This is a genomic window from Rhodospirillales bacterium (genome assembly GCA_018666775.1).
GTDB lineage: Bacteria > Pseudomonadota > Alphaproteobacteria > SMXQ01 > SMXQ01 > JABIXC01.
In genome coordinates this window covers 27,368-48,902 of record JABIXC010000015.1, presented here as the reverse complement: position 1 = coordinate 48,902, position 21,535 = coordinate 27,368, and the positions used below count along the sequence as shown (strand labels likewise).

General features: G+C 54.2%; 21 protein-coding genes and 1 tRNA gene. 8 read left to right on the top strand and 14 right to left on the bottom strand.

The window, feature by feature from the left end; all coding sequences use genetic code 11:
- Positions 1–20: 20 nt before the first annotated feature.
- Positions 21–533 carry a copper chaperone PCu(A)C gene (locus HOJ08_07565; protein MBT5673290.1) on the top strand — a complete coding sequence of 171 codons (513 nt, stop codon included), beginning with the start codon at positions 21–23 and terminating at the stop codon, positions 531–533.
- 32 nt (positions 534–565) lie between these two features.
- Here the strand turns inward: HOJ08_07565 and HOJ08_07560 are convergent, their stop codons facing one another.
- From HOJ08_07560 to HOJ08_07550, 3 genes are all read right to left on the bottom strand, one after another.
- Entirely contained in the window at positions 566–1,255 is a 690-nt protein-coding gene (locus tag HOJ08_07560; GenBank protein MBT5673289.1) for a Bax inhibitor-1/YccA family protein, read from the bottom strand.
- Positions 1,256–1,383: 128 nt separating this feature from the next.
- A complete protein-coding gene (locus HOJ08_07555) occupies positions 1,384–3,978 on the bottom strand; it encodes an ABC transporter permease (GenBank protein ID MBT5673288.1) in 2,595 nt (864 codons plus the stop codon).
- On the bottom strand, positions 3,975–4,652 hold the full coding sequence (locus HOJ08_07550; protein ID MBT5673287.1) for an ABC transporter ATP-binding protein: 678 nt from the start codon (positions 4,650–4,652) through the stop codon (positions 3,975–3,977). The genes HOJ08_07555 and HOJ08_07550 overlap by 4 nt, the downstream gene beginning before the upstream one ends.
- Positions 4,653–4,785: 133 nt before the next feature.
- On the opposite strand from HOJ08_07550, the gene HOJ08_07545 reads away from it, so the two are divergent.
- The gene (locus tag HOJ08_07545; GenBank protein MBT5673286.1) at positions 4,786–5,451 is read left to right on the top strand and encodes an arylesterase; all 666 of its coding nucleotides are present in this window, start codon (positions 4,786–4,788) and stop codon (positions 5,449–5,451) included.
- Here the strand turns inward: HOJ08_07545 and HOJ08_07540 are convergent.
- The 3 genes from HOJ08_07540 to nadA form a co-directional block, all read right to left on the bottom strand.
- Positions 5,438–5,923, bottom strand: coding sequence for a low molecular weight phosphotyrosine protein phosphatase (locus HOJ08_07540; protein ID MBT5673285.1), 486 nt, complete (start codon positions 5,921–5,923; stop codon positions 5,438–5,440). The two genes, HOJ08_07545 and HOJ08_07540, sit on opposite strands and share 14 nt — an antisense overlap.
- Positions 5,924–5,988: 65 nt before the next feature.
- Positions 5,989–7,620, bottom strand: coding sequence for an L-aspartate oxidase (locus HOJ08_07535; protein MBT5673284.1), 1,632 nt, complete (start codon positions 7,618–7,620; stop codon positions 5,989–5,991).
- A gap of 2 nt (positions 7,621–7,622) precedes the next feature.
- Entirely contained in the window at positions 7,623–8,612 is a 990-nt protein-coding gene (gene nadA, locus HOJ08_07530; protein MBT5673283.1) for a quinolinate synthase NadA, read from the bottom strand.
- Between the two features lie 144 nt (positions 8,613–8,756).
- On the opposite strand from nadA, the gene HOJ08_07525 reads away from it, so the two are divergent.
- Positions 8,757–9,755: a hypothetical protein gene (locus HOJ08_07525; protein ID MBT5673282.1), complete on the top strand. Its 999-nt coding sequence runs from the start codon at positions 8,757–8,759 to the stop codon at positions 9,753–9,755.
- On the opposite strand, the gene HOJ08_07520 is transcribed toward HOJ08_07525, so the two are convergent.
- From HOJ08_07520 to HOJ08_07510, 3 genes are all read right to left on the bottom strand, one after another.
- On the bottom strand, positions 9,752–11,158 hold the full coding sequence (locus HOJ08_07520) for a Na+/proline symporter (protein ID MBT5673281.1): 1,407 nt from the start codon (positions 11,156–11,158) through the stop codon (positions 9,752–9,754). The genes HOJ08_07525 and HOJ08_07520 overlap by 4 nt on opposite strands.
- A 21-nt stretch (positions 11,159–11,179) precedes the next feature.
- Entirely contained in the window at positions 11,180–13,633 is a 2,454-nt protein-coding gene (locus HOJ08_07515) for an AAA family ATPase (protein ID MBT5673280.1), read from the bottom strand.
- 221 nt (positions 13,634–13,854) lie between these two features.
- On the bottom strand, positions 13,855–14,781 hold the full coding sequence (locus HOJ08_07510; GenBank protein MBT5673279.1) for a DMT family transporter: 927 nt from the start codon (positions 14,779–14,781) through the stop codon (positions 13,855–13,857).
- A gap of 146 nt (positions 14,782–14,927) precedes the next feature.
- Between HOJ08_07510 and HOJ08_07505 the strand changes: the two genes are divergently transcribed.
- The 4 genes from HOJ08_07505 to HOJ08_07490 all read left to right on the top strand — a co-directional run bounded on the left by HOJ08_07505 (position 14,928) and on the right by HOJ08_07490 (position 18,499).
- Complete coding sequence (locus HOJ08_07505) at positions 14,928–15,470, top strand: RNA methyltransferase (protein MBT5673278.1); 543 nt, start codon at positions 14,928–14,930, stop codon at positions 15,468–15,470.
- Positions 15,471–15,492: 22 nt separating this feature from the next.
- Complete coding sequence (locus HOJ08_07500; GenBank protein MBT5673277.1) at positions 15,493–16,017, top strand: hypothetical protein; 525 nt, start codon at positions 15,493–15,495, stop codon at positions 16,015–16,017.
- A gap of 36 nt (positions 16,018–16,053) precedes the next feature.
- A complete protein-coding gene (rlmN, locus tag HOJ08_07495; protein MBT5673276.1) occupies positions 16,054–17,181 on the top strand; it encodes a 23S rRNA (adenine(2503)-C(2))-methyltransferase RlmN in 1,128 nt (375 codons plus the stop codon).
- A gap of 109 nt (positions 17,182–17,290) precedes the next feature.
- A complete protein-coding gene (locus HOJ08_07490; protein ID MBT5673275.1) occupies positions 17,291–18,499 on the top strand; it encodes an argininosuccinate synthase in 1,209 nt (402 codons plus the stop codon).
- Here HOJ08_07490 and HOJ08_07485 read toward each other — a convergent pair.
- The 5 genes from HOJ08_07485 to HOJ08_07465 all read right to left on the bottom strand — a co-directional run bounded on the left by HOJ08_07485 (position 18,496) and on the right by HOJ08_07465 (position 21,008).
- The gene (locus tag HOJ08_07485; protein ID MBT5673274.1) at positions 18,496–19,203 is read right to left on the bottom strand and encodes an NnrU family protein; all 708 of its coding nucleotides are present in this window, start codon (positions 19,201–19,203) and stop codon (positions 18,496–18,498) included. The genes HOJ08_07490 and HOJ08_07485 overlap by 4 nt on opposite strands.
- A gap of 15 nt (positions 19,204–19,218) precedes the next feature.
- Positions 19,219–19,428, bottom strand: coding sequence for a hypothetical protein (locus HOJ08_07480; GenBank protein ID MBT5673273.1), 210 nt, complete (start codon positions 19,426–19,428; stop codon positions 19,219–19,221).
- 68 nt (positions 19,429–19,496) lie between these two features.
- Entirely contained in the window at positions 19,497–20,396 is a 900-nt protein-coding gene (folD, locus tag HOJ08_07475; GenBank protein MBT5673272.1) for a bifunctional methylenetetrahydrofolate dehydrogenase/methenyltetrahydrofolate cyclohydrolase FolD, read from the bottom strand.
- Complete coding sequence (locus HOJ08_07470; protein ID MBT5673271.1) at positions 20,393–20,746, bottom strand: DUF167 domain-containing protein; 354 nt, start codon at positions 20,744–20,746, stop codon at positions 20,393–20,395. The genes folD and HOJ08_07470 overlap by 4 nt, the downstream gene beginning before the upstream one ends.
- Positions 20,730–21,008: a YggT family protein gene (locus HOJ08_07465; protein MBT5673270.1), complete on the bottom strand. Its 279-nt coding sequence runs from the start codon at positions 21,006–21,008 to the stop codon at positions 20,730–20,732. Before HOJ08_07465 ends, HOJ08_07470 begins: the two co-directional genes overlap by 17 nt.
- A 235-nt stretch (positions 21,009–21,243) precedes the next feature.
- Here HOJ08_07465 and HOJ08_07460 point away from each other — a divergent pair.
- Positions 21,244–21,319, top strand: a tRNA-Ala gene (locus tag HOJ08_07460).
- The last annotated feature ends 216 nt before the right edge of the window (positions 21,320–21,535 follow it).

Below are 21,535 nucleotides of genomic sequence, written 5' to 3'. Positions count from 1 at the left end.
ATCTTTAAAGGAATCTGATCTTGAAAAATATTCTAATGTTCATTGTTACCATCGTTCTAACCATCATCATTTTGACACTCTTTCGGTCGCGTTCTGATGGTGCGGAAATGGTAACCGTCAGCAATGCATGGGCCCGTGCCAGTGCGGGGATGGCCCACAATGGCGCTGCATATTTTTCAATTCAAAATGGCCACCGCGCAGATAAATTGATTGGCATTTCAACGCCGATCGCCAAACGGGCAGAAATTCATTCCCACACAATGACGGGTGGCGTCATGCGTATGCGCGAGATTAAAGGCGGCATCGCACTGAAACCCGGCGTGCAATTTACGTTTCAGCCAGGCGGCCATCACGCCATGCTAATGGGGTTGGCAGCACCGTTAAAGGCGGGGGCGCATTTTCCCCTGATCGTTAATTTTGAACACGCCGGAAAAAAACCTGTCACCGTTCATGTTCGGTCCCTTCGTCATGTGCCAGCACCTTCATCTGACGTGCATAAAAAAATGGGCCGGGGAATGGCCCCAGCCCATTAATTGAAATTTGGTAGTTAAATATTTGGGTTTTGTTATCGGCGGTTGCCGAAAAGATGCAGCAACATAATCATCAGGTTGATGAAATCCAGATAAAGCGTCAACGCACCCATGATGGCTTTTTTGCCAGTGGTCTCATGGCTATCGCTTTCCATGTACATCAACTTAATGCGCTGGGTGTCATAGGCAGTCAGCCCGGCAAACACCAAAACCCCAACCACCGAAATGACAAACTGCATGGCAGAGCTTTGCATGAACATGTTCACAACTGAGGCGATGATGATGCCGATCAAGCCCATGACCAAAAATGAACGCATGGGGCCAAGGTCTCTTTTGGTGGTGTAGCCATACAGGCTAAGGGCGCTGAAGGATGCGGCGGTGATAAAAAAAACCCGGGCGATAGATTCTCCCGTGTAGATCAGAAAAATGCTCGATAGGGACAATCCCATGACCCCGGCAAAAAGCCAGAACAGCAATTGGCTTGTAAACAGGGACAAGCGATTAATGCCAAAGCTTAACACCATCACAAAAGCCAGTGGCGCCAGCATGACGACCCATTGAAGGGGGGTGCCAAAGATAGCCTGCATCAGGGCAGGGGTGTGGGATGCGGCATAGGCGACGATCCCCGTCAGGGCAACGCCTGATGCCATGTAGTTGTATACCTGAAGCATGTGTTGGCGCAGACCGACATCGATCTGGGCGGCTTCAGCTTCGGCGCGGGTCATCGTGCGTCTGTCAGAACCAAGCATAGAAAACCTCAATTGGTTGAAAGTGTTCAGGGCTACATTTTTGCGCCCGATTAAGACAACAATATGTCATTGAATTGAAAGCTTTCAAGGGGCATTTGTTATAATTAAAAACGATCATCGCGCAAAATGACCGCAGGTTTTTGGGCCAATGCCCGCCAGGTTCCAATGAATCCAAGGATTGTGATCGCACAAGCGGCCCCAATAACGGTCAAAGCGATCTCTGGGCCTAGAAATATCCAGCCCTGATCCATAATCCGGGTCAGGATGAAATACCCCCCACCCGTGCCCAGAATGGCCGCTAACAGGGCCGCAGCCCCACCGGCAATGCCATACTCGATTATGTAGGCAATACCAAGATCGCGGCGTTTTGCGCCGGCAACCTTGAGGATGACCGCATCGCGTACCCGTTCCCGGCGTCCCGCCCCGATGGCACCTGCCAGCACCAGCATGCCAACCATCAAGGTCAACACATTGGTGGCCCGTGCCGCCCCTGCCAGATGGTCCAGCATGCCTGCGGCCATTTGTAATGCCTCGCGCACGCCAATGGCGGTGATGTTGTCAAACTGGCCGCTTATGGCGCGAACCAGTGCGGTTTCGCTTTTTGGGGTGGCATTGACGATGGCGACATGGGTGTGGGGTGCACCATCCAGAATGCCCGGCGACATAATCATTGTGAAGTTAAGCCCCAACCGTGCCCAATCCACGCGCCGTGTGTTTTGGATGCGCGCGGTCACCTTGCGGCCAAGGATGTTTAACGTCACGGTATCGCCAATGCCGATGCCCAGCCCCCGGGCGGACTGGTGCGCAATGGACATGAGGGCTGGCCCTTTGTAATTTTTTGGCCACCATTTCCCAGTAACGATTTCTGTGCCTTCAGGCATGGCATCGGTATAGGTCAGGCCACGATCGCCGCGCACCACCCAGCGCGTTCCGGGCCGCACCTTTGACAGGGTGATGGGTGCATCATTTATGGCAATGATGCGCCCCCTGAGGGTCGGCATGCGCTGAATGGCCCCGGTGCCTTCGATGGCCCGAACGGTTTTTTCAAAGGCTGCCACCTGACCCGGCTGAATATCGATAAAGAAATATGCCGGGGCTTTGGTAGGCAGACGGTGGTTGATCTGATTGCGCAAATTGCCTTCAACCATGATCAGGGTCACAAACAGGGTCAGCCCAACGCCAAACGCCAAAACGATTGTGGGTGTTGGCGCACCCGGCCGATGGACATTGGCAAGCGCAAGATTAAGCCGGGGCCAAGGCCTGGTACATCGTGCCAACCGGCGTGCTGCAAGGCGCGCGCCTGATTGTAAAAGCAATCCCATCCCATGAAACAATGGAAAGACAATAAGGGTGCCCAGAATGAACCACACGGCAAAGCGCGGGCGTATGGCGGTCGTATAGGCCAACCCGGCGATCACCATCGCCGCACCGAAAAGCCAGATCAGGGTTTTGGGGTCTGGCCTAAATCGATCATCGGAGACCAGCCCGCGAAGCAGGCTGGCCGCACTTGTGGTTCGTGCCCGGGCCAATGGCCAGAGCGAAAACAAAATGGTGACCGCAACGCCGTAGATCGCGGCGGTGATTAGCGCTGGAGGAAAAATGCCAGAGACCGGGGTCACAGGCAAAAGCCCTGCAAGATAGGGCAAGGTGAGGATGGGAAGCATTGCGCCTGCGACCAGCCCGATTAAAATTCCGGCGAGGGCAACGATGGCAATTTCCGTGGCAAAGACTGCAAAAATAAAATCACCCGTGGCACCTAAACATTTAAAGGTGGCAATGGTGTGGCGTTTCCCCCCCAGATAACCGGTGACGGCACAGGCGACGCCAATGCCGCCCACCAAAAGGGCGGTTAAGCTTATGAGGGTAAAAAACAAAGCCGCCCGATCCAAAAACCGCTGGATTCTGGGTGCTGCATTGGTGGTATTGCGAAGCCGCCAACCGGCATCGGGAAAGGCTTTCAGCAATGCGCTCTCAAAGGCCTGCCCATCGGTGCCGGGGGTGTATTTTACCCGGGTGTGATAGCGGATCAGGCTCCCCGGCTGGACCAGCCCGGTGGCGGCCATGGCGGCTTGGGATACCATCACCCTTGGGCCAAATCGAAACAGCCCGGACCCCCGGTCGGGTTCCAGCAATAATTGTGCTTTCAGCACAAAGATGGCCTTACCAATGCGAAACCGGTCGCCGGGCTTAATGCCAAGGCGCGCTGTCAGCTCCGATACAGCCACTGCCCCAAAACTGCCATCGGGGTTTTGCGCAATGGCCCGGTGCAGGTCTCCCGCAGGGGCCAGACGGACGTTGCCGAACAACGGATACGCCGCATCGACGGCTTTTAATTCAACGAGTTTGCGTTCTGGCAGTTTGCGTTCTGTATTCAGGGTCGCATCCCCTGTTGTGATGCGCTCAGCCATAACCCGCATGCGGGTGGCGGCGGAAATATTGGCCCGTGATGACAGCCATGTCTTTTGCTCTTTGCTGGCAACCCGGTGGATCAGGCGCAGGTCCAGATCACCCCCCAAAAGGATGCGGGCATCGCGGGCAATGCCATCGCGCACAGCGGCAGTGAAAGACCCAATGGCGGCAATTGACCCAACCCCAAGGGCAAGGCACAGCGCCATGACCCTGAACCCCTGAAAGCCACCGCGAAGATCGCGAAAGGCAAAGGCTAAAATTGTGCGGATCAATGCCCTTTTCTGGATCACGTTTTTGGGCTTTCATCAGGCCGAATGCCGCCATCAACCATGTAAAGGGTGCGCCCGCATCGTTTGGCCAACGCCGGATCATGGGTAATCAGCAATAGGGTTGCCCCGGTTTCTTGTTGCATCTTGAACAGCAATTCAATGACAACCTTGCCGGTGTCACGATCAAGATTGCCCGTGGGTTCATCGGCAAGGATCAATTTCGGACGGTTGGCAAAGGCGCGCGCAATGGCAACCCGTTGCTGTTCGCCACCCGATAGTTGGGCCGGATAATGTTCAAGCCGTGCCTCCAGCCCGACGGCAACCAATGCGGCGCGGGCCCGTTCAAATGCATTGTCCACCCCCCCGAGTTCCAGGGGAACGGCGACATTTTCAAGGGCGGTCATGGCGGCCACCAGATGAAACGATTGAAACACAATGCCCACGTGATCGCGGCGGAACCCTGCCAGATCATCTTCGCCCATGGCGATAAGGTCTTGGTCATGAACCTCAACGCGCCCGGCATTGGGCTGCTCTAATCCGGCAATGACCATCAAGAGCGTTGATTTGCCGGACCCCGATGGCCCCAGAATGGCCACCGCCTCGCCATCCCCGACATCAAGGTTTGCGCCGCGTAAAATTTCGACGGGGCCAGCGCGTGATTGCAGTTCCAGGCGAACATCTTCAAGATGGATCATCGTGGGCAGTGCCTTGTTTCGTTGTTCACGCCAACCATAAGGGATAAGCCGTAAAATGACTCTGTCCAAAATCTCTGGCCTCAATAAACCCTACCATTGGCGGCAATGGAATGTGTTATGGGGATGTGTGGGAATGGGTCGTTTTGTCAATCGGTGTGTCATCCTGATCTGCCTGATCTGCCTGATTTTGCCGGGAAACGCTTTGGCGGAAACCCGAACAGGGACTTTGCGCCTTTTGGTTTTGGGTGACAGCTTGACGTCAGGCCATGGATTGCCCGCAGCGCAGTCTTTTCCTAATCAATTGGAGGCGGTGCTTCGCGCACGCGGACATAAGCTGCGGGTTATTAATGGGGGTGTTTCTGGGGACACCAGTGCCGGTGGCCTTGCGCGGCTTGATTGGACCATGATGGAAAATCCCCATGGGGTCATTGTGGAGCTCGGTGCCAATGATGGCTTTCGGGGTATGAAACCCCGGACCATCCGGAAAAATATTTCTGCTATTTTGGACAGGCTTCGATCCCGGAAAACACCAGCAATGGTGGTGGGCATGAAAGCGCCGCGTAATATGGGAAAATCATACGTGCAGGAATTTGATCGCTTGTATCCTTCATTGGCAAAAGAATACGGGGTGGTGTTTTATCCCTTTTTTCTGGAAGGCGTTGCCTTGGTGCCGGCACTGAACCAGAAAGATGGCATTCATCCAAACGCATCGGGCGTGGCGCACATTGTCCGGGGCATTTTACCTATGGTCGAAACATTGCTGAAGCAAATGAAGGCGGCATCAATCAGCCAGAATTAAGATCATACCGGGTATGAAGCTGGGCCAGCAAGCCATCAGACCCGGCCTCTACGATATCAAGCACGCGTTCAAATCCATTACCAATTCCGTTGTAGGGATCGGGGACTTCATCGATGCCAAGGCCCGGGGCAAATTCCAGAAACATTTCCAGCCGGTTGCGTTTGTCTCTGGGCGATATGCGCTCCAGAATGCCCAAGTTCGCTCGGTCCATGGCTAACACCAGATCAAATTCATAAAAATCATCGGGGTGGACCTGGCGTGCCCGCAAGGCGGAAAGGTCTATGCCGCGTTTAAGGGCGGCCGCAATGGATCGGGGGTCCGGGGGTGCACCGACGTGATAGCTGTGGGTGCCTGCGGAATCGACAATGACCCTGTCATCAAAACCCTCATCGCGAAGCTTGGCCTCAAAGATGCCTTGCGCGGTAGGGGAACGACAGATGTTCCCCATGCATACGAAAAGAATTTTAATCAGCGCTGGTTTGGTCATGGTTTCTTATGAAAACACGCAATCAAGCCCGGCGCATCCCCTAAGATCATTCAGGCAATTTTTTGATGGGTGTTTTGCAATGCTTCGACCGTCATTGTTTGGTGGCGTTGCCAATTCAAAAGCGGTATTGGGAAATCATCACGGTGATGCGCCCCCCGGCTTTCTTCGCGCAGCGATGCCGCCAGCGTGATTAACCGCGCAATAAGCAAACGATTGCGGGTTTCCCCCCATGTCCGCACCAAGCCACCTGACGCAGATGTATGGGTGTTCAAATCAGTCAATTGGGTTTCCAATGCGATCAATTGATCGTGCGCCGTATCGAGCGCCGGGCCGGTTCGCAGGATGCCAACGTGTTCTGACATCAGCCTTCTGGTTGCATCTTCGATTGCTCGCAACTGAGCAACATCTGACTGTGTCGGCATATCCGGAATGGTTGGTAGGGGCATCTTTTGTGGCTCTTGGGCAGGTGCCGTTCGAATGTCTGTTGCCACGCGCCGCGCGTATGCCAGTGCTTCAAGTAATGAATTGCTGGCCAAACGATTGGCCCCATGAATGCCGGTTGTGGCAACCTCGCCCCCGGCCCACAACCCATCAATTGACGTCCGTCCCCGGCTGTCTGTTTGGATGCCGCCCATGTGGTAATGGGCCGCAGGGGTCACCGGCAAGGGTTCGATATGGGGGTTAAAGCCCGCTTTTTGGGCGATTTCCATTGCCTGGGGAAAGGATGGCCCAAGGCCCCCTGCCAGCACGGGCCGTAAATCCAGATAGACAGATTGTCCTTTATGCGTCTGCTTATGAATGGCGCGCGCAATGACATCGCGCGGTGCCATTTCGCCCAATGGGTGTTCGTCTAACATTATCCGGTCGCCCGCATCATCGATCAATCTGGCCCCCGCCCCGCGCAATGCTTCGGTTAACAGCGGCAAACTCGCACCACTGGTGCTGTCCCCATTTGATTTTTTAATGGCGAGCGCAGTTGGATGAAATTGCACGAATTCCAAATCTGATAATGCCGCCCCGGCCCGCGCTGCTATAGCAAGCCCATCGCCGGTGGCTTCAATGGGATTGGTTGTGTGCCACCAGATGGTGCCAATGCCACCGGTGGCCAAAACAACGCAGGCTGTTTGATGGGTCACCCATCCATTGGTTGGATTATAGGTCACAAGGCCCTGAACGTGCCCGTCATGGACCACCAAATCATGGGCAAATGTATTGCTGAGCACGGTAATCGATGGTGTGTCGGCGACACGTTTAATCAGCGATCCCATGAGAACCAATCCGGTGGCATCCCCGCCAGCATGGACGACGCGCGGCGTGCAATGGGCTGCTTCTTGTGCCAGCGCCAGGGTGCCATTTATCGTTCGATCAAAGGCAACGCCTTGTTTTGTCAGCCAGTGCAGGGCTTCGACGGATTCTTCTGTCAATTGTCGCACGCATTCCGGATCGCTTAACCCGGCCCCGGCGGACAAGGTATCGGCGGCATGCATTTTCGGCGAATCTTTCGGGCCAATGGCGGCGGCAATCCCACCTTGTGCCCACAGGCTTGACCCCCCGGCCAGTTCAGGTGTTTTGGTTATCAGTGTCACAGGTCTGGGCGCAAGGGACAGGGCGCACACCAGCCCGGCCATACCGGAACCAACAACGATGACGGCATCGTCGCGTTTTTGCATTTTTGGGATCATGGTCACGTGGTGGTTGGCTTGCCGGCAATTTCCAGCATGCGCTCTACCGCGCGGCGCGCACGGGTGGCGATGGCCGGATCTATTTCCACGCGCGGCGTCAATGTTTCAAGGGCTTGCTGGATATTGGCGAGCGTAATCCGTTTCATATGCGGGCATAAATTACAGGGCCGGATAAAGTCGACATCAGGAACCATGGCAGCGACATTGTCGCTCATGGAGCATTCGGTAACCATCAAGACCCGTTTGGGCCGTTTGGTTTGGACGTAGTTTTGCATCTGTGCCGTTGACCCGACATAGTCGGCCGCCCCAAGCACATCGGGGGGGCATTCGGGGTGTGCGATAATTGTCAGATCATCAAAATTTTTGCGGTATTCGTCCAGTTCATTGGCCGTGAATCGTTCATGCACTTCGCAATGGCCCTGCCATGGAATGATTTCAACATCCGTTTGATCGTTGACATAGGCCGCCAAATATTCATCTGGCAAAAACAACACCCGGTCAACCCCAAGGGATTCCACAACCTCGACCGCATTCCCCGACGTGCAGCAAATATCGGTCTCGGCTTTCACCTCGGCAGAGGTGTTGACGTAAGTGACCACAGGCACACCGGGGTATTTCAGGCGCAGTTGGCGAATGTCGTCGGCGGTAATGGATTCGGCCAGCGAACATCCCGCATCAATGTCGGGAATGAGAACGACCTTATCCGGGCTCAGAAGCTTGGCCGTCTCTGCCATGAAATGGACGCCGGCCAACACGATCACGTCGGCATCGGTGTCGGCTGCCTGTCTGGCAAGGGCGAGTGAATCACCGGTGATGTCTGCGACGCAGTGATAAATTTCCGGGGTTTGATAATTATGGGCGAGGATCACTGCGTTGCGCGATTTCTTCAGGTCGTTAATCGCGGCCACATAGGGCGCGTGCAGGGGCCATTCTATCTCCGGGATCACGGTTTTAACCCGTTCATAAGCACCATCGGGGGCGTTAGATGACATGCAGCACCTGTTCTTGCGGGCCCCAAGGGGACGGGGGCTTGAATTAATCTATATGCTCTCTATGAGTATATTGTTTATACTCACAGAGAGTATATAGTGAGTCAAGCCATTTGAGCCTCCGCTATGTTTATCAAAAAGGCGCCAATGCCCCAAAATCCGCCACATACGATCATTAATTTGACGGTTGCCATCGTTGCCGTCACCAATGATGAACCCAGGGTTTTGCTTGTTGAGGCCGATAACGCGGGCACATCATTGGCCCAGATGTCATTGCCCAATGGCCCATTTGATCCAGAAATGCACGAAAGCCTGGAAAGCGGCTTGCGTTCGCTGGTCGAGGCGCAGACGGGTCTGGATTTGTATTATGTTGAGCAGCTCTACAGCTTTGGCAATCGTCACCGCGACCTGCGCGAGATTGAAGGCGGCCCAAGGGTCGTGTCCGTTGCCTATATCGCCCTGACCCATGAGGACGCCGTAAAGCGGCCCAATGCCACATGGCATGATTGGTACGATTTTTTGCCATGGGAAGACTGGCGCATGGGCCAGCCCGCAATCATCACCGAACACATTGAACCTGCCCTGAGCCGCTGGGTGCGCGATTCCCAAAAGGCTGGCAGCCGCCAGCAGCGCGAGGAACGGGTAAATGTCACTTTTGGCCAAACGGGTGGGGCAGAAATGGATAGCGTGTTATGCCCGGAACGCTATGAATTGCTGTATGAGGCAGGCTTGGTGGCAGAGGCCAGTCGGGATTATCGTGCAGCGAACCCAGCAGTGGATCAAGAATTCATCCAGCAACCACGATTTGAATTGGGCCTGCCATTGGCATCCGACTATCGCCGCATTCTGGCAACGGCCCTTGGCCGGTTGCGGGGCAAACTTGCTTACCGGCCCGTTGTGTTTGAATTGCTGCCGGGGGAATTCACCCTTTTGCAATTGCAGCGCGTTGCAGAGGCATTAAGCGGTGCAGAATTACACAAACAGAATTTCCGTCGTCTGGTCATCAATGCCGATCTTGTGGAATCGGTCGGTCGAAATCAGGCCCATTCACGTGGCCGCCCCGCCGAGCTGTTTCGGTTCCGAAGAGAAGTTCTGGGCGAGAAATTGACCGTGGGTTTATCGCGGCCGATGTTGCGGGGCACTTAGGCTAAAGAGGCGTTGGGCCGCCGCATGCGCGCAATCACAGTTCCCAGAATGTAACCAAACGTGCACAACGCCAGCCCCCAAAGATTGATGCCAAAATCATCGGCGTATTTGCCATGTCCGATATCAATCCATGCCGGAAATATTTCTACGCGAAGCGCATGTTCAAGGGTGACCAAAACCCCAAGCACCAGCCCCGGCCAGAAGGCCAGATGAAAACTTTCCCTGCCCGCATGGGGCAGAAAGGCCAGCAGAAAAATAGGGGCCAACCCCATGACCATGGTTCCTGAAATGGTGGTGGCGGCAATGATGGCGGGCCCAACCGCATCGCCAAAATAAATGCTGAGCAATGGCACGTTCCCGACAATGGCGATCCCCACCATAATTTTGCGGCCAATTTTGGTATCATTTTTGGTGGGGTGTTCTGCGCTTCCCCGCCAGTCCCTGCCCGCCAGTTTTGCAGTGGACGCAAAGGTGGAATCAAGGGTGGAACCGGCACTGGTTAACATGATGGCATTGAAAATTAACAGCACCGGCAATCCAAACAGCGCAGGTACCCCAACCGTCATGTTGCCAGACAGCCCCATGGCGCGCCCATACAGGCCGATGGTAGAGAACAACAAGATAAATCCGCCGGCGATCAATCCGGCAAGAACAAACCCTTTCAACATGGTGCGGGGGTTGGTGATGAAGCCACGATCGGTCAGAACGGGGTCATGGAAGGGATAGCTCAGCACCTGGACCAGCGCCAATCCACAAAAGGTAAGCCCGGCCAAATGGGCTTCAACCGGCATTTCAGGCAAGCCACGCGCCCCCAGTTCCGGCCAGATGACGGCCAGGATCATCACCAAAAGAATGGCGGCCAAGATCATTTGGGCGCCATCGGTCAGGATGGAAGACCGCAACCCCCCGCGCCATGAATAATAAACCGTGAAAGCTGTGACCAGTGCCACCCCTGTCCAGTAGGGCGTGCTGCCTTCGGCGCCAAAATAAAGGGAGGCGACTTTTGTGTTGGACCATACTTCGTTGAACAATCGAATGGCGATGGCAATCAGGAACAACCGGGCGCAGGTTGCGCCATATTTGCTGGTTAAAAACCCGGCGAGGGATGTGTGTCCCCCCTTGACCCGGATCAGGTATATGGCCCCGCCTGCGACCAGAAAGCTCAGGTAATAAAACGCATAGCCTATTCCGCCAGCGATGCCGAAGGCGCCGGCCAAATTGGCTGCATTGGCGATGGACTTTGCAAAGATCCAGGTGATGGCGGCCGACGCCACCAAAAGCCACAGGCTGGGTTCACCACCATCTTTGGCAGCGCCGCCAAAGAACTGTTTTGGGCTGACACTTTTTGGCGTCATGCGCAGAATAATGATGCAGTAAACGCTAAGGACGAGCCATGGGACCATGGTTTCAAAAGACATCGGAATTTAATCCTGTTTCTTGTCGGTGTGTCCGGCGGCTTTGGCGGCCGCTGCGGCAAAGGCCTGAAGCCTTGCCTCTACTTTTGCATTGATGGTGCCGGTTGGAAAATTGCCATGCTTGTCGCGCGCCCCTGCGTTGACCCCGGTTAACACGGTGATGCCTTCGTCGATATGGGCAATGGGATAGATGTGGAATTTGTTTTTACGAACGGCATCGATAACATCGTGGCGCAGCATCAGATGCTGGACATTGGATTGTGGAATTAAAACGCCTTGCTCTCCGGTCAGTCCATCCATTTGACAGACATCGAAAAACCCTTCGATTTTTTCATTGGCCCCACCGATGGCCTGAACCTCGCCAAATTGATTAACCGATCCGGTCACGGCAAAACATTGTTTAATAGGGACATCTGCCAGTGCCGATAACAGCGCGTAAAGTTCAGTAGAGGATGCAGAATCCCCATCAATGCCGGAATAAGATTGTTCAAAGACCAAGCTGGCCGATAGTGATAACGGCAGGTCTGGACAATAGCGTGCGCCGAGAACGGCAGACAGGATCAACACCCCCTTGGCATGAAGGGGCCCACCCAGTTCAACCTCGCGTTCAATGTCTACCACCTGGCCGCGCCCAAGGCGCACCCTGGCCGTAATGCGCGAGGGTCGGCCAAAGGGAAACTTTCCAAGCTGCAGGACAGCCAAAGCATTGAGCTGTCCCGTGACCGCTCCCTTCGTGTCCATAAGGACGGTCTTTTGGCTGATGCTTTGATAGGTGATGTCGCGAATGCGATCGGCGCGTTCAACCTTGGCATCCAGTGCTTGTTGGACATCCTTTGGGCCAACAATTTTTTTGCCATTTGTCCCGGCACAATAATCGGCTTCATCCAATAGATCAGAGATGGTTCTGGAATGGGTGGTCATTTGGTCAATGTGGCCGGCCAGGCGGGCGGCATGTTCGATGACCCGCGCAACGGCGGGTGCGCTGAAGGGCTTCAGGTTTTGTTTGCGAATGACCGAGGCCAGAAAGCGGCTGAAAAGCTGCATGTTTTCTGGCGTCCTGTCCCAGGTCTCTTCGAAATCGACCTCGACCTTGAACAGTTCGTTAAATTCAGGATCAGACTGGGTCAGGGTGTAATAGAGCCCGCGTTCGCCCAGAAGCACCACTTTGACATCAAGAGGGGTGGGGGCGGGTTCCAGTGTGACGGTGGTCGCAACAGACATCAGCCGTTCCGGACTTTCGATGCGAATTTCCCGGGATTTCAGAACCCGTTTTAATTCATCCCAGGCAAAGGGTGCGGTCAATATTTTGCGGGCATCCAAAATCAGGTAGCCCCCATTGGCGCGATGCAGGGCACCAGGCTGGATCAGGGTGAAGTTGGTGCTGAGCGCGCCGTACTGGGCAATATGTTCAATGCGCCCAATCAGGCTTTGCAGGTTTGGCAGATCTTCGTAGACCACGGGCGCACCATCATCGGCGCTGTGGTCCACCAGAAGATTAACCTGATAGCGAACCAAAAAATTTGGGTCTCTTTCTTCTGCAGATTGACCTGTTCCCCCGGCGGGATCTGGCGTGGGGGAAGGGGGCAGAAAATTTTCGGCGTGCGCCACCATGTCTTTTCGCACGGCATCCAGATAGGCCTGAACATTGGCCACATCCCCATAGCGATTCTTCAGGTCGTCGATCAGGTGGCCGATCGCGAACACAGTGATGCCCTGATTTATTTCCTGAATGTCTTCGCGAAATTGGCGTTCAAGGGCCGGCATTTCCGCCAAAGCGTTACGCAGTTTTTCCTCAAGCATTTCGATAATGTCGTGGACGCGTTTTTGTTCGGCTTCGGGTAATTTTTGAAACACTTCCGGCTCAATGGGTTCGCCATCTTTCATGGGTGACATGACAAGCCCGCCCGATGTGCGTCGAACATTGATGGCATTGTCATGGGCTTCTTTGTGGACGCCTTCGAACAGGGCTTCCTGGGCTTCTTTGAAGTGGGCTTCCAGCTTTTGCCGTCGGTTCCGGTATTCATCCCCTTCAAAGGCACGGGGGATGGCAACGTTTACCATTTCGACCAATTGGGCCATGTCTTGGCGCAAGCCAGCGCCCCGTCCTGCAGGCAGTTGGATCAGGACCGGCTTATAAGATTGGATAAAATTATTGACGTAACAGGTATCAGGCGGCGTTGGCATGTCGCCTGCGCGGCCATCCAGAAATTGCCGGATGACGCTGTGTTTACCCGCCCCCGATGGACCAAGGGCAAACATGTTGTAGCCTTCTTTGTCGATGCCCACACCAAACTGGATGGCGGCAACGGCCCGGTCCTGGCCAATAATCTCAGATGGGCTTTCCAGATCATTGGTGGATTTAAAGCCAAGGCTTTTTGGATCACAGATGAAGCATAATTGAGCGGCGGAAAGACGGCGGACCGTTTTCACGGAAGGCACAGTTTTTTTGGTTTTTTTTGTCATGTTTGCTGGCCTTGTGTTTGGCGGGAGTCAAAAGTGTTTGTTTTAATCACCATAGGACGCCCATCCCTGTCCAGCGCCAGATCATCACAATTATTTTACAATGCTAATTTAAGCGCCTCTCACTGATCCGCGCGCTTGCGCGCACGAGCCCCCTCACTGATCTGCGCGCTTGCGCGCACGAGCCCCCTCACTGATCTGCGCGCTTGCGCGCACGAGCCCCCTCACTGATCCGCGCGCTTGCGCGCACGAGAGAGCGCAATTTCGCGGCGCGCGATGTAATAGCCGCTGCTGACAATAATCATCGCGCCTATTATGGCCCATGTGTCGGGGATTTCACTAAAGACAAACAAGCCAATGATGGCCGCAAAAATCAGGCGGGAATAATCAAACGGCGCCACGAAAGACGTTTCCCCGGTCGAAAATCCCCAGGTCATCGCGGTCTGTCCAATAACCCCAATGACGCCGATCAATGCTAAAAGACCCCATTGCAATGGGGTCGGCCATATCCAGACCATCAGGGTGGGGACAAAGGTGATGACGGCGCTACCAACAGAAAACCACATGACGATGGCGGTGCCGGCCTCAGTTGCCGATAGTTTTTTGATCAAGATGGCAATGGTGCCGGCAGTGAAGGCCGCCGTGACAGCATAAAGCGATGCCGGATCAAAAGCGGCAGTGCCGGGGCGAACCATGATCAAGACGCCAATAAATCCGACGATGGCAGCCGTGACCCGACGCCAGCCGACAACCTCGCCCAGAAACGGCACGGCAAGGGCCACCGCAAAAAGGGGCCGCGAGAATACAATGGCGACGGTTTCTGCCAAAGGCAGGTGGGCAAAGGCATAAAACACACAGAACATGCCAGTCACGCCAACGATGGTTCTGGCGCTGTGCATGAACGGTCGTTTGGTCTTGAACCCCTTAAGGCCGGACCGCAGCATGAAGGGCAGCAACAGAACGGCCCCGATCAGGCTGCGAAAAAACACCACCTGGACGGTTTCAAGGCCGGTGCCGATCTGCTTCACCAGGCCCCCCATGGCGGTCAGCAGCAATGCGGCAACCATAATCCACACAGCACCCCGTAAATTGGCGGAAAGCGCGTTCCAGCGGGTTTTAAAGGCCTGTAAGGGGGGTTCAGGGGCAGACATCGCAGCAACTTAACCCCGATGCCCGTGTGGGGCCAGTGTTCCCGTGCTGGTTTTTTTAAGGCATTCTGGCGATTTTTCGTTTTGATACCAAAATAAAGCCTTTGAAAGGCTTGTCATTCGCGCTCCATCCGGTAAACCTCTCATCCATGCGCGGTTATTTCGGCATTGGCGTAGAGGGCCTGTCCAAGCCCATGAACGCAGGAAACCTGTTTCGCTCGGCCCACGGGTTCGGGGCGAGCTTCATTTTCACCATTGATGCGCTTTACAATCGCGAAAATGCCAGAGGAAAAGTCCGCAACGTCGACACCTCAAATACCCCCGGAGAAGTGCCACTTTATGAATTTGAAACGGTGGGTGATCTTGGGTTGCCGGCGGCGTGCCGTCTGGTTGGCATTGAATTAGTTGATGGTGCAGAAGAATTGCCAAGTTTTCGCCATCCCCGCCAAGCGGCCTATGTGCTGGGCCCCGAACGCGGCAGCCTGTCGCCGGAATTGTTGGAACGATGTGATTTTACGGTCAAAATACCGACCAAATTTTGTATTAATGTGGCGACCGCAGGCGCGGTTGTCATGTATGACAGGCTGATTAATCTGGGCCGGTTTGCCGCACGTCCGGTTATGGAAGGGGGCGACCCGGTGCCACTGCCCCACCATGTCTCTGGCGGGCCCATAATTCGCACTGCCAGATGAATTGAAGAATATGGAAGGGTCGATGATGAATAATTTTCTGAAATGTATTTCGTTGACATTGGCGATAATTGTTTCGGCAACAGCAGGCGCTGCTGCTGCGGACCGCCAGACATTTCTTGGCCAGCATGGTGTCTGGTATGCCTATAAATTGATCGAGGATGGACAGCGTAGCTGCTATATCGTCAGCAAGCCGAGACGATCGCGCGGCAAATTTCGCAAGCGCGGTGACGTGGTGGTTTTTGTAACCCATCGCCCAAAAGAAAAGGACCGTGACGTTGTCAATTTTCAGGCGGGCTATACCTTTAAATTAAAAAGCACCGTCACCGTTTCCATCAAGGATAAGAAATTTTCCCTGGTCACAGACAAAGACGCGGCATGGTCAAAGAATGTTGCCAGCGACAAAGTTTTGATCGCCGCCATGAAAAAGGGCAATGCAATGAAAGTCGTTGGCAGATCAAAAAGTGGTGTGACGACGACCGACACATATTCCCTGAAGGGCTTTACCCGGGCGATTAAGAAAATTAATCGGGCCTGTGGCCTTAAATAGCGCTCACTCATTTGGGCAAACCGAACAGGATAAAACATGACAGATGAAGCCGCATCAGGTTCAAATGAGGGCGCGCTCACATCCCTTGTGGGTCTTGATCGCGATGAATTTGCGGCCCTGATGGCCCAATGCGGGGAAAAGCCATTTCGCGCAAACCAGTTGTGGCATTGGGTGTATCACCGTGGCACGCGCAATTTTGAAGACATGACAACGCTGGCAAAATCATTTCGCGCCAGTCTTGGGGAACGGTTTTCCCTTGAGCGACCCAAACCGACGGAAGACCAAATATCCGAAGATGCGACCCGCAAATGGGTGTTTCAATTCGAAGACGGCCAATTGGCGGAAACGGTTTATATCCCGGCGGCGGAACGGGGTTCTCTTTGCATTTCCTCTCAGGTTGGCTGCACGCTCAACTGTGCTTTTTGTCATACCGGCACGCAGCGCCTGGTCCGCAATCTGGAAGCCAGAGAAATTGTTGGCCAATTAATGGCCGCCAGAGACGCCATCAACGAATGGGGATTGCCATCGTATGAACGGCTGATCACCAACATTGTCATGATGGGGATGGGAGAGCCGCTTTATAATTTCGACAATGTCGCAAAGGCGTTGCGCATCATCATGGACCACGAAGGCCTGTCCATTTCAAAGCGGCGCATCACCCTGTCGACTGCCGGTGTTGTGCCCATGATGGCGCGATGCGGCGAAGAACTCGACGTTAATCTGGCGGTGTCGCTGCATGCTGTTACTGATGAATTGCGGGATGTTCTGGTGCCCATCAATCGAAAATATCCATTGGCAGAACTGTTGGCGGCATGCCGCGATTATCCGGGCACCCATAATGCACGACGCATTACATTTGAATATGTGATGTTGAAGGGGATCAATGATTCCCCAGCCGATGCCCGGGCGCTGGTGCAGTTGCTGAAAGATATTCCAGCCAAGACCAACCTGATCCCCTTTAATCCATGGCCCGGCGTTGCGTATGAATGTTCGACCCGGGGTGCCATCAACCGATTTGCAGAAATTGTTAATGACGCAGGTTTATCGGCCCCCATTCGAAACCCCCGGGGGCGCGATATTCTGGCTGCCTGTGGCCAGCTTAAAACCAAAAGCGAACGGTTGCGCAAAAGCCAGCAGCAGGCAAAAGATTCGGCCCCAGCCTGAACCTAATGCATCAGACGGTTTTTTGCCTTTGGTTTGCTGTGGTTGCAGGGAAGGCCTGTTTGTGCGTATTGTCCGCCGAAATTAAACACTGAGAACATCGGATAAGAACGTGAGCGACAAAATCAACAAAGTGGTGCTGGCCTATTCCGGCGGGTTGGATACATCCGTGATCCTGCGCTGGTTACAGGAAACCTATGACTGCGAGGTGGTAACCTTCACGGCCGATCTAGGACAGGGCGAAGAAGTAGAGCCCGCGCGCAAAAAAGCCGAAGACATGGGGATCAAGGAAATCTATGTCGAAGACCTGCGCGAAACCTTTGTTGCGGACTATGTTTTTCCCATGTTCAGGGCCAATGCGCTTTACGAAGGCATTTATCTGTTGGGCACATCCATTGCCCGGCCATTGATTGCCAAACGCCAGATCGAAATTGCCGAGCTGACCGGAGCCGATGCGGTTTCCCATGGCGCCACGGGAAAGGGCAACGACCAAATCCGGTTTGAGCTGGGTTATTATGCGTTGAAGCCTGATATTCAGGTCATCGCACCCTGGCGGGAATGGGACCTGACGTCACGGTCTAAATTGATTGAATATGCCGAAAATCACCAGATCCCCATCGCCCGGGACAAGCGGGGCGAGGCCCCCTATTCGACCGATGCAAACTTGTTGCACATTTCCTATGAAGGCAAGGCATTGGAAGACCCCTGGGTTGAACCCGATGACACCATGTATACCCGTTCTGTGGCACCCGAAGATGCCCCCGATAAAGCAACCTATGTGGAAATTGAATTCAAAGCAGGCGACCCGATTGCCATTGATGGCGAACCGTTGAGCCCTGCTGAATTGCTGACGCGGTTGAATGATTTGGGCGGGGCCAACGGGATTGGCCGGATTGATCTGGTGGAAAACAGGTTTGTTGGCATGAAGTCCCGGGGCGTTTACGAAACCCCCGGCGGCACGGTGTTGATGGCAGCCAGACGCGGGATGGAAAGCCTTACCCTTGATCGGGGTGCGGCGCACCTGAAAGATGAACTGATGCCGCGGTATGCGGAACTGGTTTACAACGGCTTTTGGTTTTCACCCGAACGCGAAATGATTCAAGCCGCGGTCGATGCCAGCCAGACCCATGTTTCGGGTTTGGTTCGGGTTAAGTTGTACAAGGGTTCTGCCATGGTGGTGGGGCGCAAGTCTGACAAAAGCCTGTATGATGAAGAACACGCCACGTTTGAACATGACACGGTCTATGATCAACGGGATGCGGCGGGCTTCATCAAGCTGAATGCCCTGCGGCTTCGGTTGCTTAAAGAACGGAACGGTTAAATTCCTGAAAACTGTGGCAACAGCGGCACATCGATGGCGATGCGGTGGCCAAACAACAGCACAAGGTAAAGTATAATCCCGACAGCGATGCGGTTCGGCCCTATTTCTTTCAGGCTGGTTTTTACGCGCCCGGCCATGATGGCCCCGAATGGAAAAAACGAAGACTGATCTGTAAACCGGGTCCACAACGCGTCATTTTCAGCCCGTTTTCTGCATTCCATATGCACCATGCCCAAAATGCTAAGCGTTAGAAATCCGCCAAAGAAAATTGCCGAAGCCATATCGCCATTGGCGAGAAAATGAATGCCCGCCCAAATGGCAATGGCCCATTGAACCGGGTGGCGGGTGATTTTCTGAACACCGGTGGGTTTGCGGCCCTGTTCCAAAAGATCCCCAAATCCAAGGGCTGCCGGGTTTGCCGTCATGGCGCCGGTCGCCAGCAACACAGTGGCCAATGGCATGGCAATAATTCCCAGCCACCGGATCCAGGTCGGGTCACCCCAAAGGTCTTCAAAGGGGGCGCGGGCATAAGCCAGGTTCATCCAGATGAAGCTGGTTGCGGCAAAAATTGAATACACCCCAAGAAACCCATTTCGCCTCAGGGTCTCTATCAGGTAATCCCGGATGGGCCGTGCGGATAAAATGAAATGCCCCAAGACAAAACAAAGGGTGGCAGATATCAGGGGGGTGAAGCTTGCGCTCATGATGCGCTCTGTTGTTCAGGAATCATCATTGCCGCCATTCATGGCAGCCAGAATGCCAACGATGGAAATGATGTTGGCAGCCCCAATGGCAACAGCAGAACGCCAGCCAATGACGATGCCGGGTTCTGACGTGTGGACGATGATCAGGTCTGATAGATAAAAGAAATTAACGGCGAACAACCCAATGACCACAAGGGCGATGGGGACGGCGCGTTTGTTATCCATTGCGGCCTCTTCCTGATGTTGCTGTCAAACAGCTTAGCGAAAGACCATCATTTGTGCCACTTAATTGCTTAAATTTCAGGGGCATCAATGCCTGCGCGGAGGCATGCTGCAATCACGGTGTTGCGCAGAAGGCAGGCAATGGTCATGGGGCCAACGCCGCCTGGAACCGGCGTGATGAAGCCCGCTACCTTGACGGCCTCATCAAAATCCACATCGCCGACCAGTCGCTTTTTGCCATTGTCCCCTTCAACCCGGTTGATGCCAACGTCAATGACGCAAGCGCCAGGCTTTATCCAGCTTCCCTTGATCATCTGGGGCCTGCCAACGGCGGCGATCAAAATGTCTGCACGCGCGGCCTCAGCCGCAATGTTTCTGGTTTTGGAATGGGCAATTGTGACGGTGCAATTTTCGGCAAGCAAAAGACTGGCCATGGGTTTGCCAACAATATTGGACCGTCCCAGCACCACGGCATGCATCCCTTCAAGAGACCCCAGCGCGTCGCGCAGCATCATGATGCAGCCCTGCGGGGTGCAGGGCACAAAAGCATTTTTCATGCCCGCCGCCAGTTTTCCGACATTAATCAGGTGAAAGCCATCCACGTCTTTTGTCGGATCAATGGCTTCAATCACGGTTTCGGAATTAATGTGGCTGGGCAGGGGCAACTGCACAAGAATGCCATCAACAGCATCGTCGTTGTTCAGTTTGGCAATCAAGCCCAGCAATTCATCTTCGCTGATATCTTTGGATAACTGATGGGTGAAAGAAGCCATGCCCGCACCCTCGGTGGCGCGGCCCTTGTTACGGACATAGACCTGAGAGGCGGGGTCTTCGCCGACCAGAACAACGGCAAGGCCGGGGGTGATGTTATGGCTGTCTTTGATCTGGCTGACGGCGGCACCAATTCTGGCCCTTAAGTCCGCTGCAAAACCTTTGCCGTCTATGATGCTTGCGCTGCCTTTATCGTTCACTTGTCTTCCCCATGATGGATGCGTTCAAGAAGGTGATCAGGATCCCCTGAAATTTGCACAGTTTTCTGTTTAGAGCCAGCCCCAGATGATATGGAAAAACTGGATTTAGGCAGCCGCCATGCATTTGACAATAGCAAAATCAGGGCGGTGTTGGCTTTGCCATTTTCCGGTATGGCACTGACACTGACCCGAAGCCGCGTGGTGCCATTGGGATCATCCCTGGTGCCCATGATCTGGTTGCGCCGCGCCCCCGGGGTTACCCGAACTGGAATGACAACCCCATCACCTGTCTTGGAAATGGATACAGGGATCACAGGGGTAACTTCGATGTCTTTACCAGAGATATTCATGCATCAGATTACGAATGAACCAGATGCCCAGAATAAGGATAATGGGGGAAACATCGATGCCGCTGATGCTTGGCACCATGCGCTGAATGGGGCGGATCAGGGGGGCGGTAATGCGATGCAGAAAATCCATGACCAGATAAACAAAGCGGTTATGGGTGTTGATGATATCGAAAGACACCAGCCAGCTCATCATCACCCAAATGAACAAAAGCCACGTATAGATGCCCAGAATTGTATCAATCAGAATCAAAAGCGATTGCATCGGGTCCGTGTCTCCATTTGGGGTTTCATAATTTTTGACGGCTCACCGCACATATTATGGACGGTGCGTGATGGGGGGAAACCTAGCGGCGATAAGAACGGGAATCAAGCACCGCTGCGGCCCTTTGTTGTCTGGTTGGGCATTCTGGCAAGATATTGCCGCCCCGATTGCCCATCCGATGGTTTGCCATACTTGACAGGGGCATCTCTCAGACACATTATCCGCCAACTTTTGTGGGGCCGTAGCTCAGTTGGGAGAGCGATACGTTCGCAACGTATAGGTCGGCGGTTCGATCCCGCTCGGCTCCACCATCTTTTCAATGCCTTGCGGGTAAGCGGGTTTTACCGTTCGCACGCTGGGGCGGCTGGCTAACCCCTTCATTTCAGGCCCAAACTTGTCTGATTGACCCAGAAAGCCTAGTATTTTTCGATTTCAAGTGCGCATCAAGGGTCCGTCGTGCCATTTGGCAAAGATGGCTAAAGTGTCTTTCGGGAGGGATAAAATGCAGCGACGCGTTTTTAAAACCG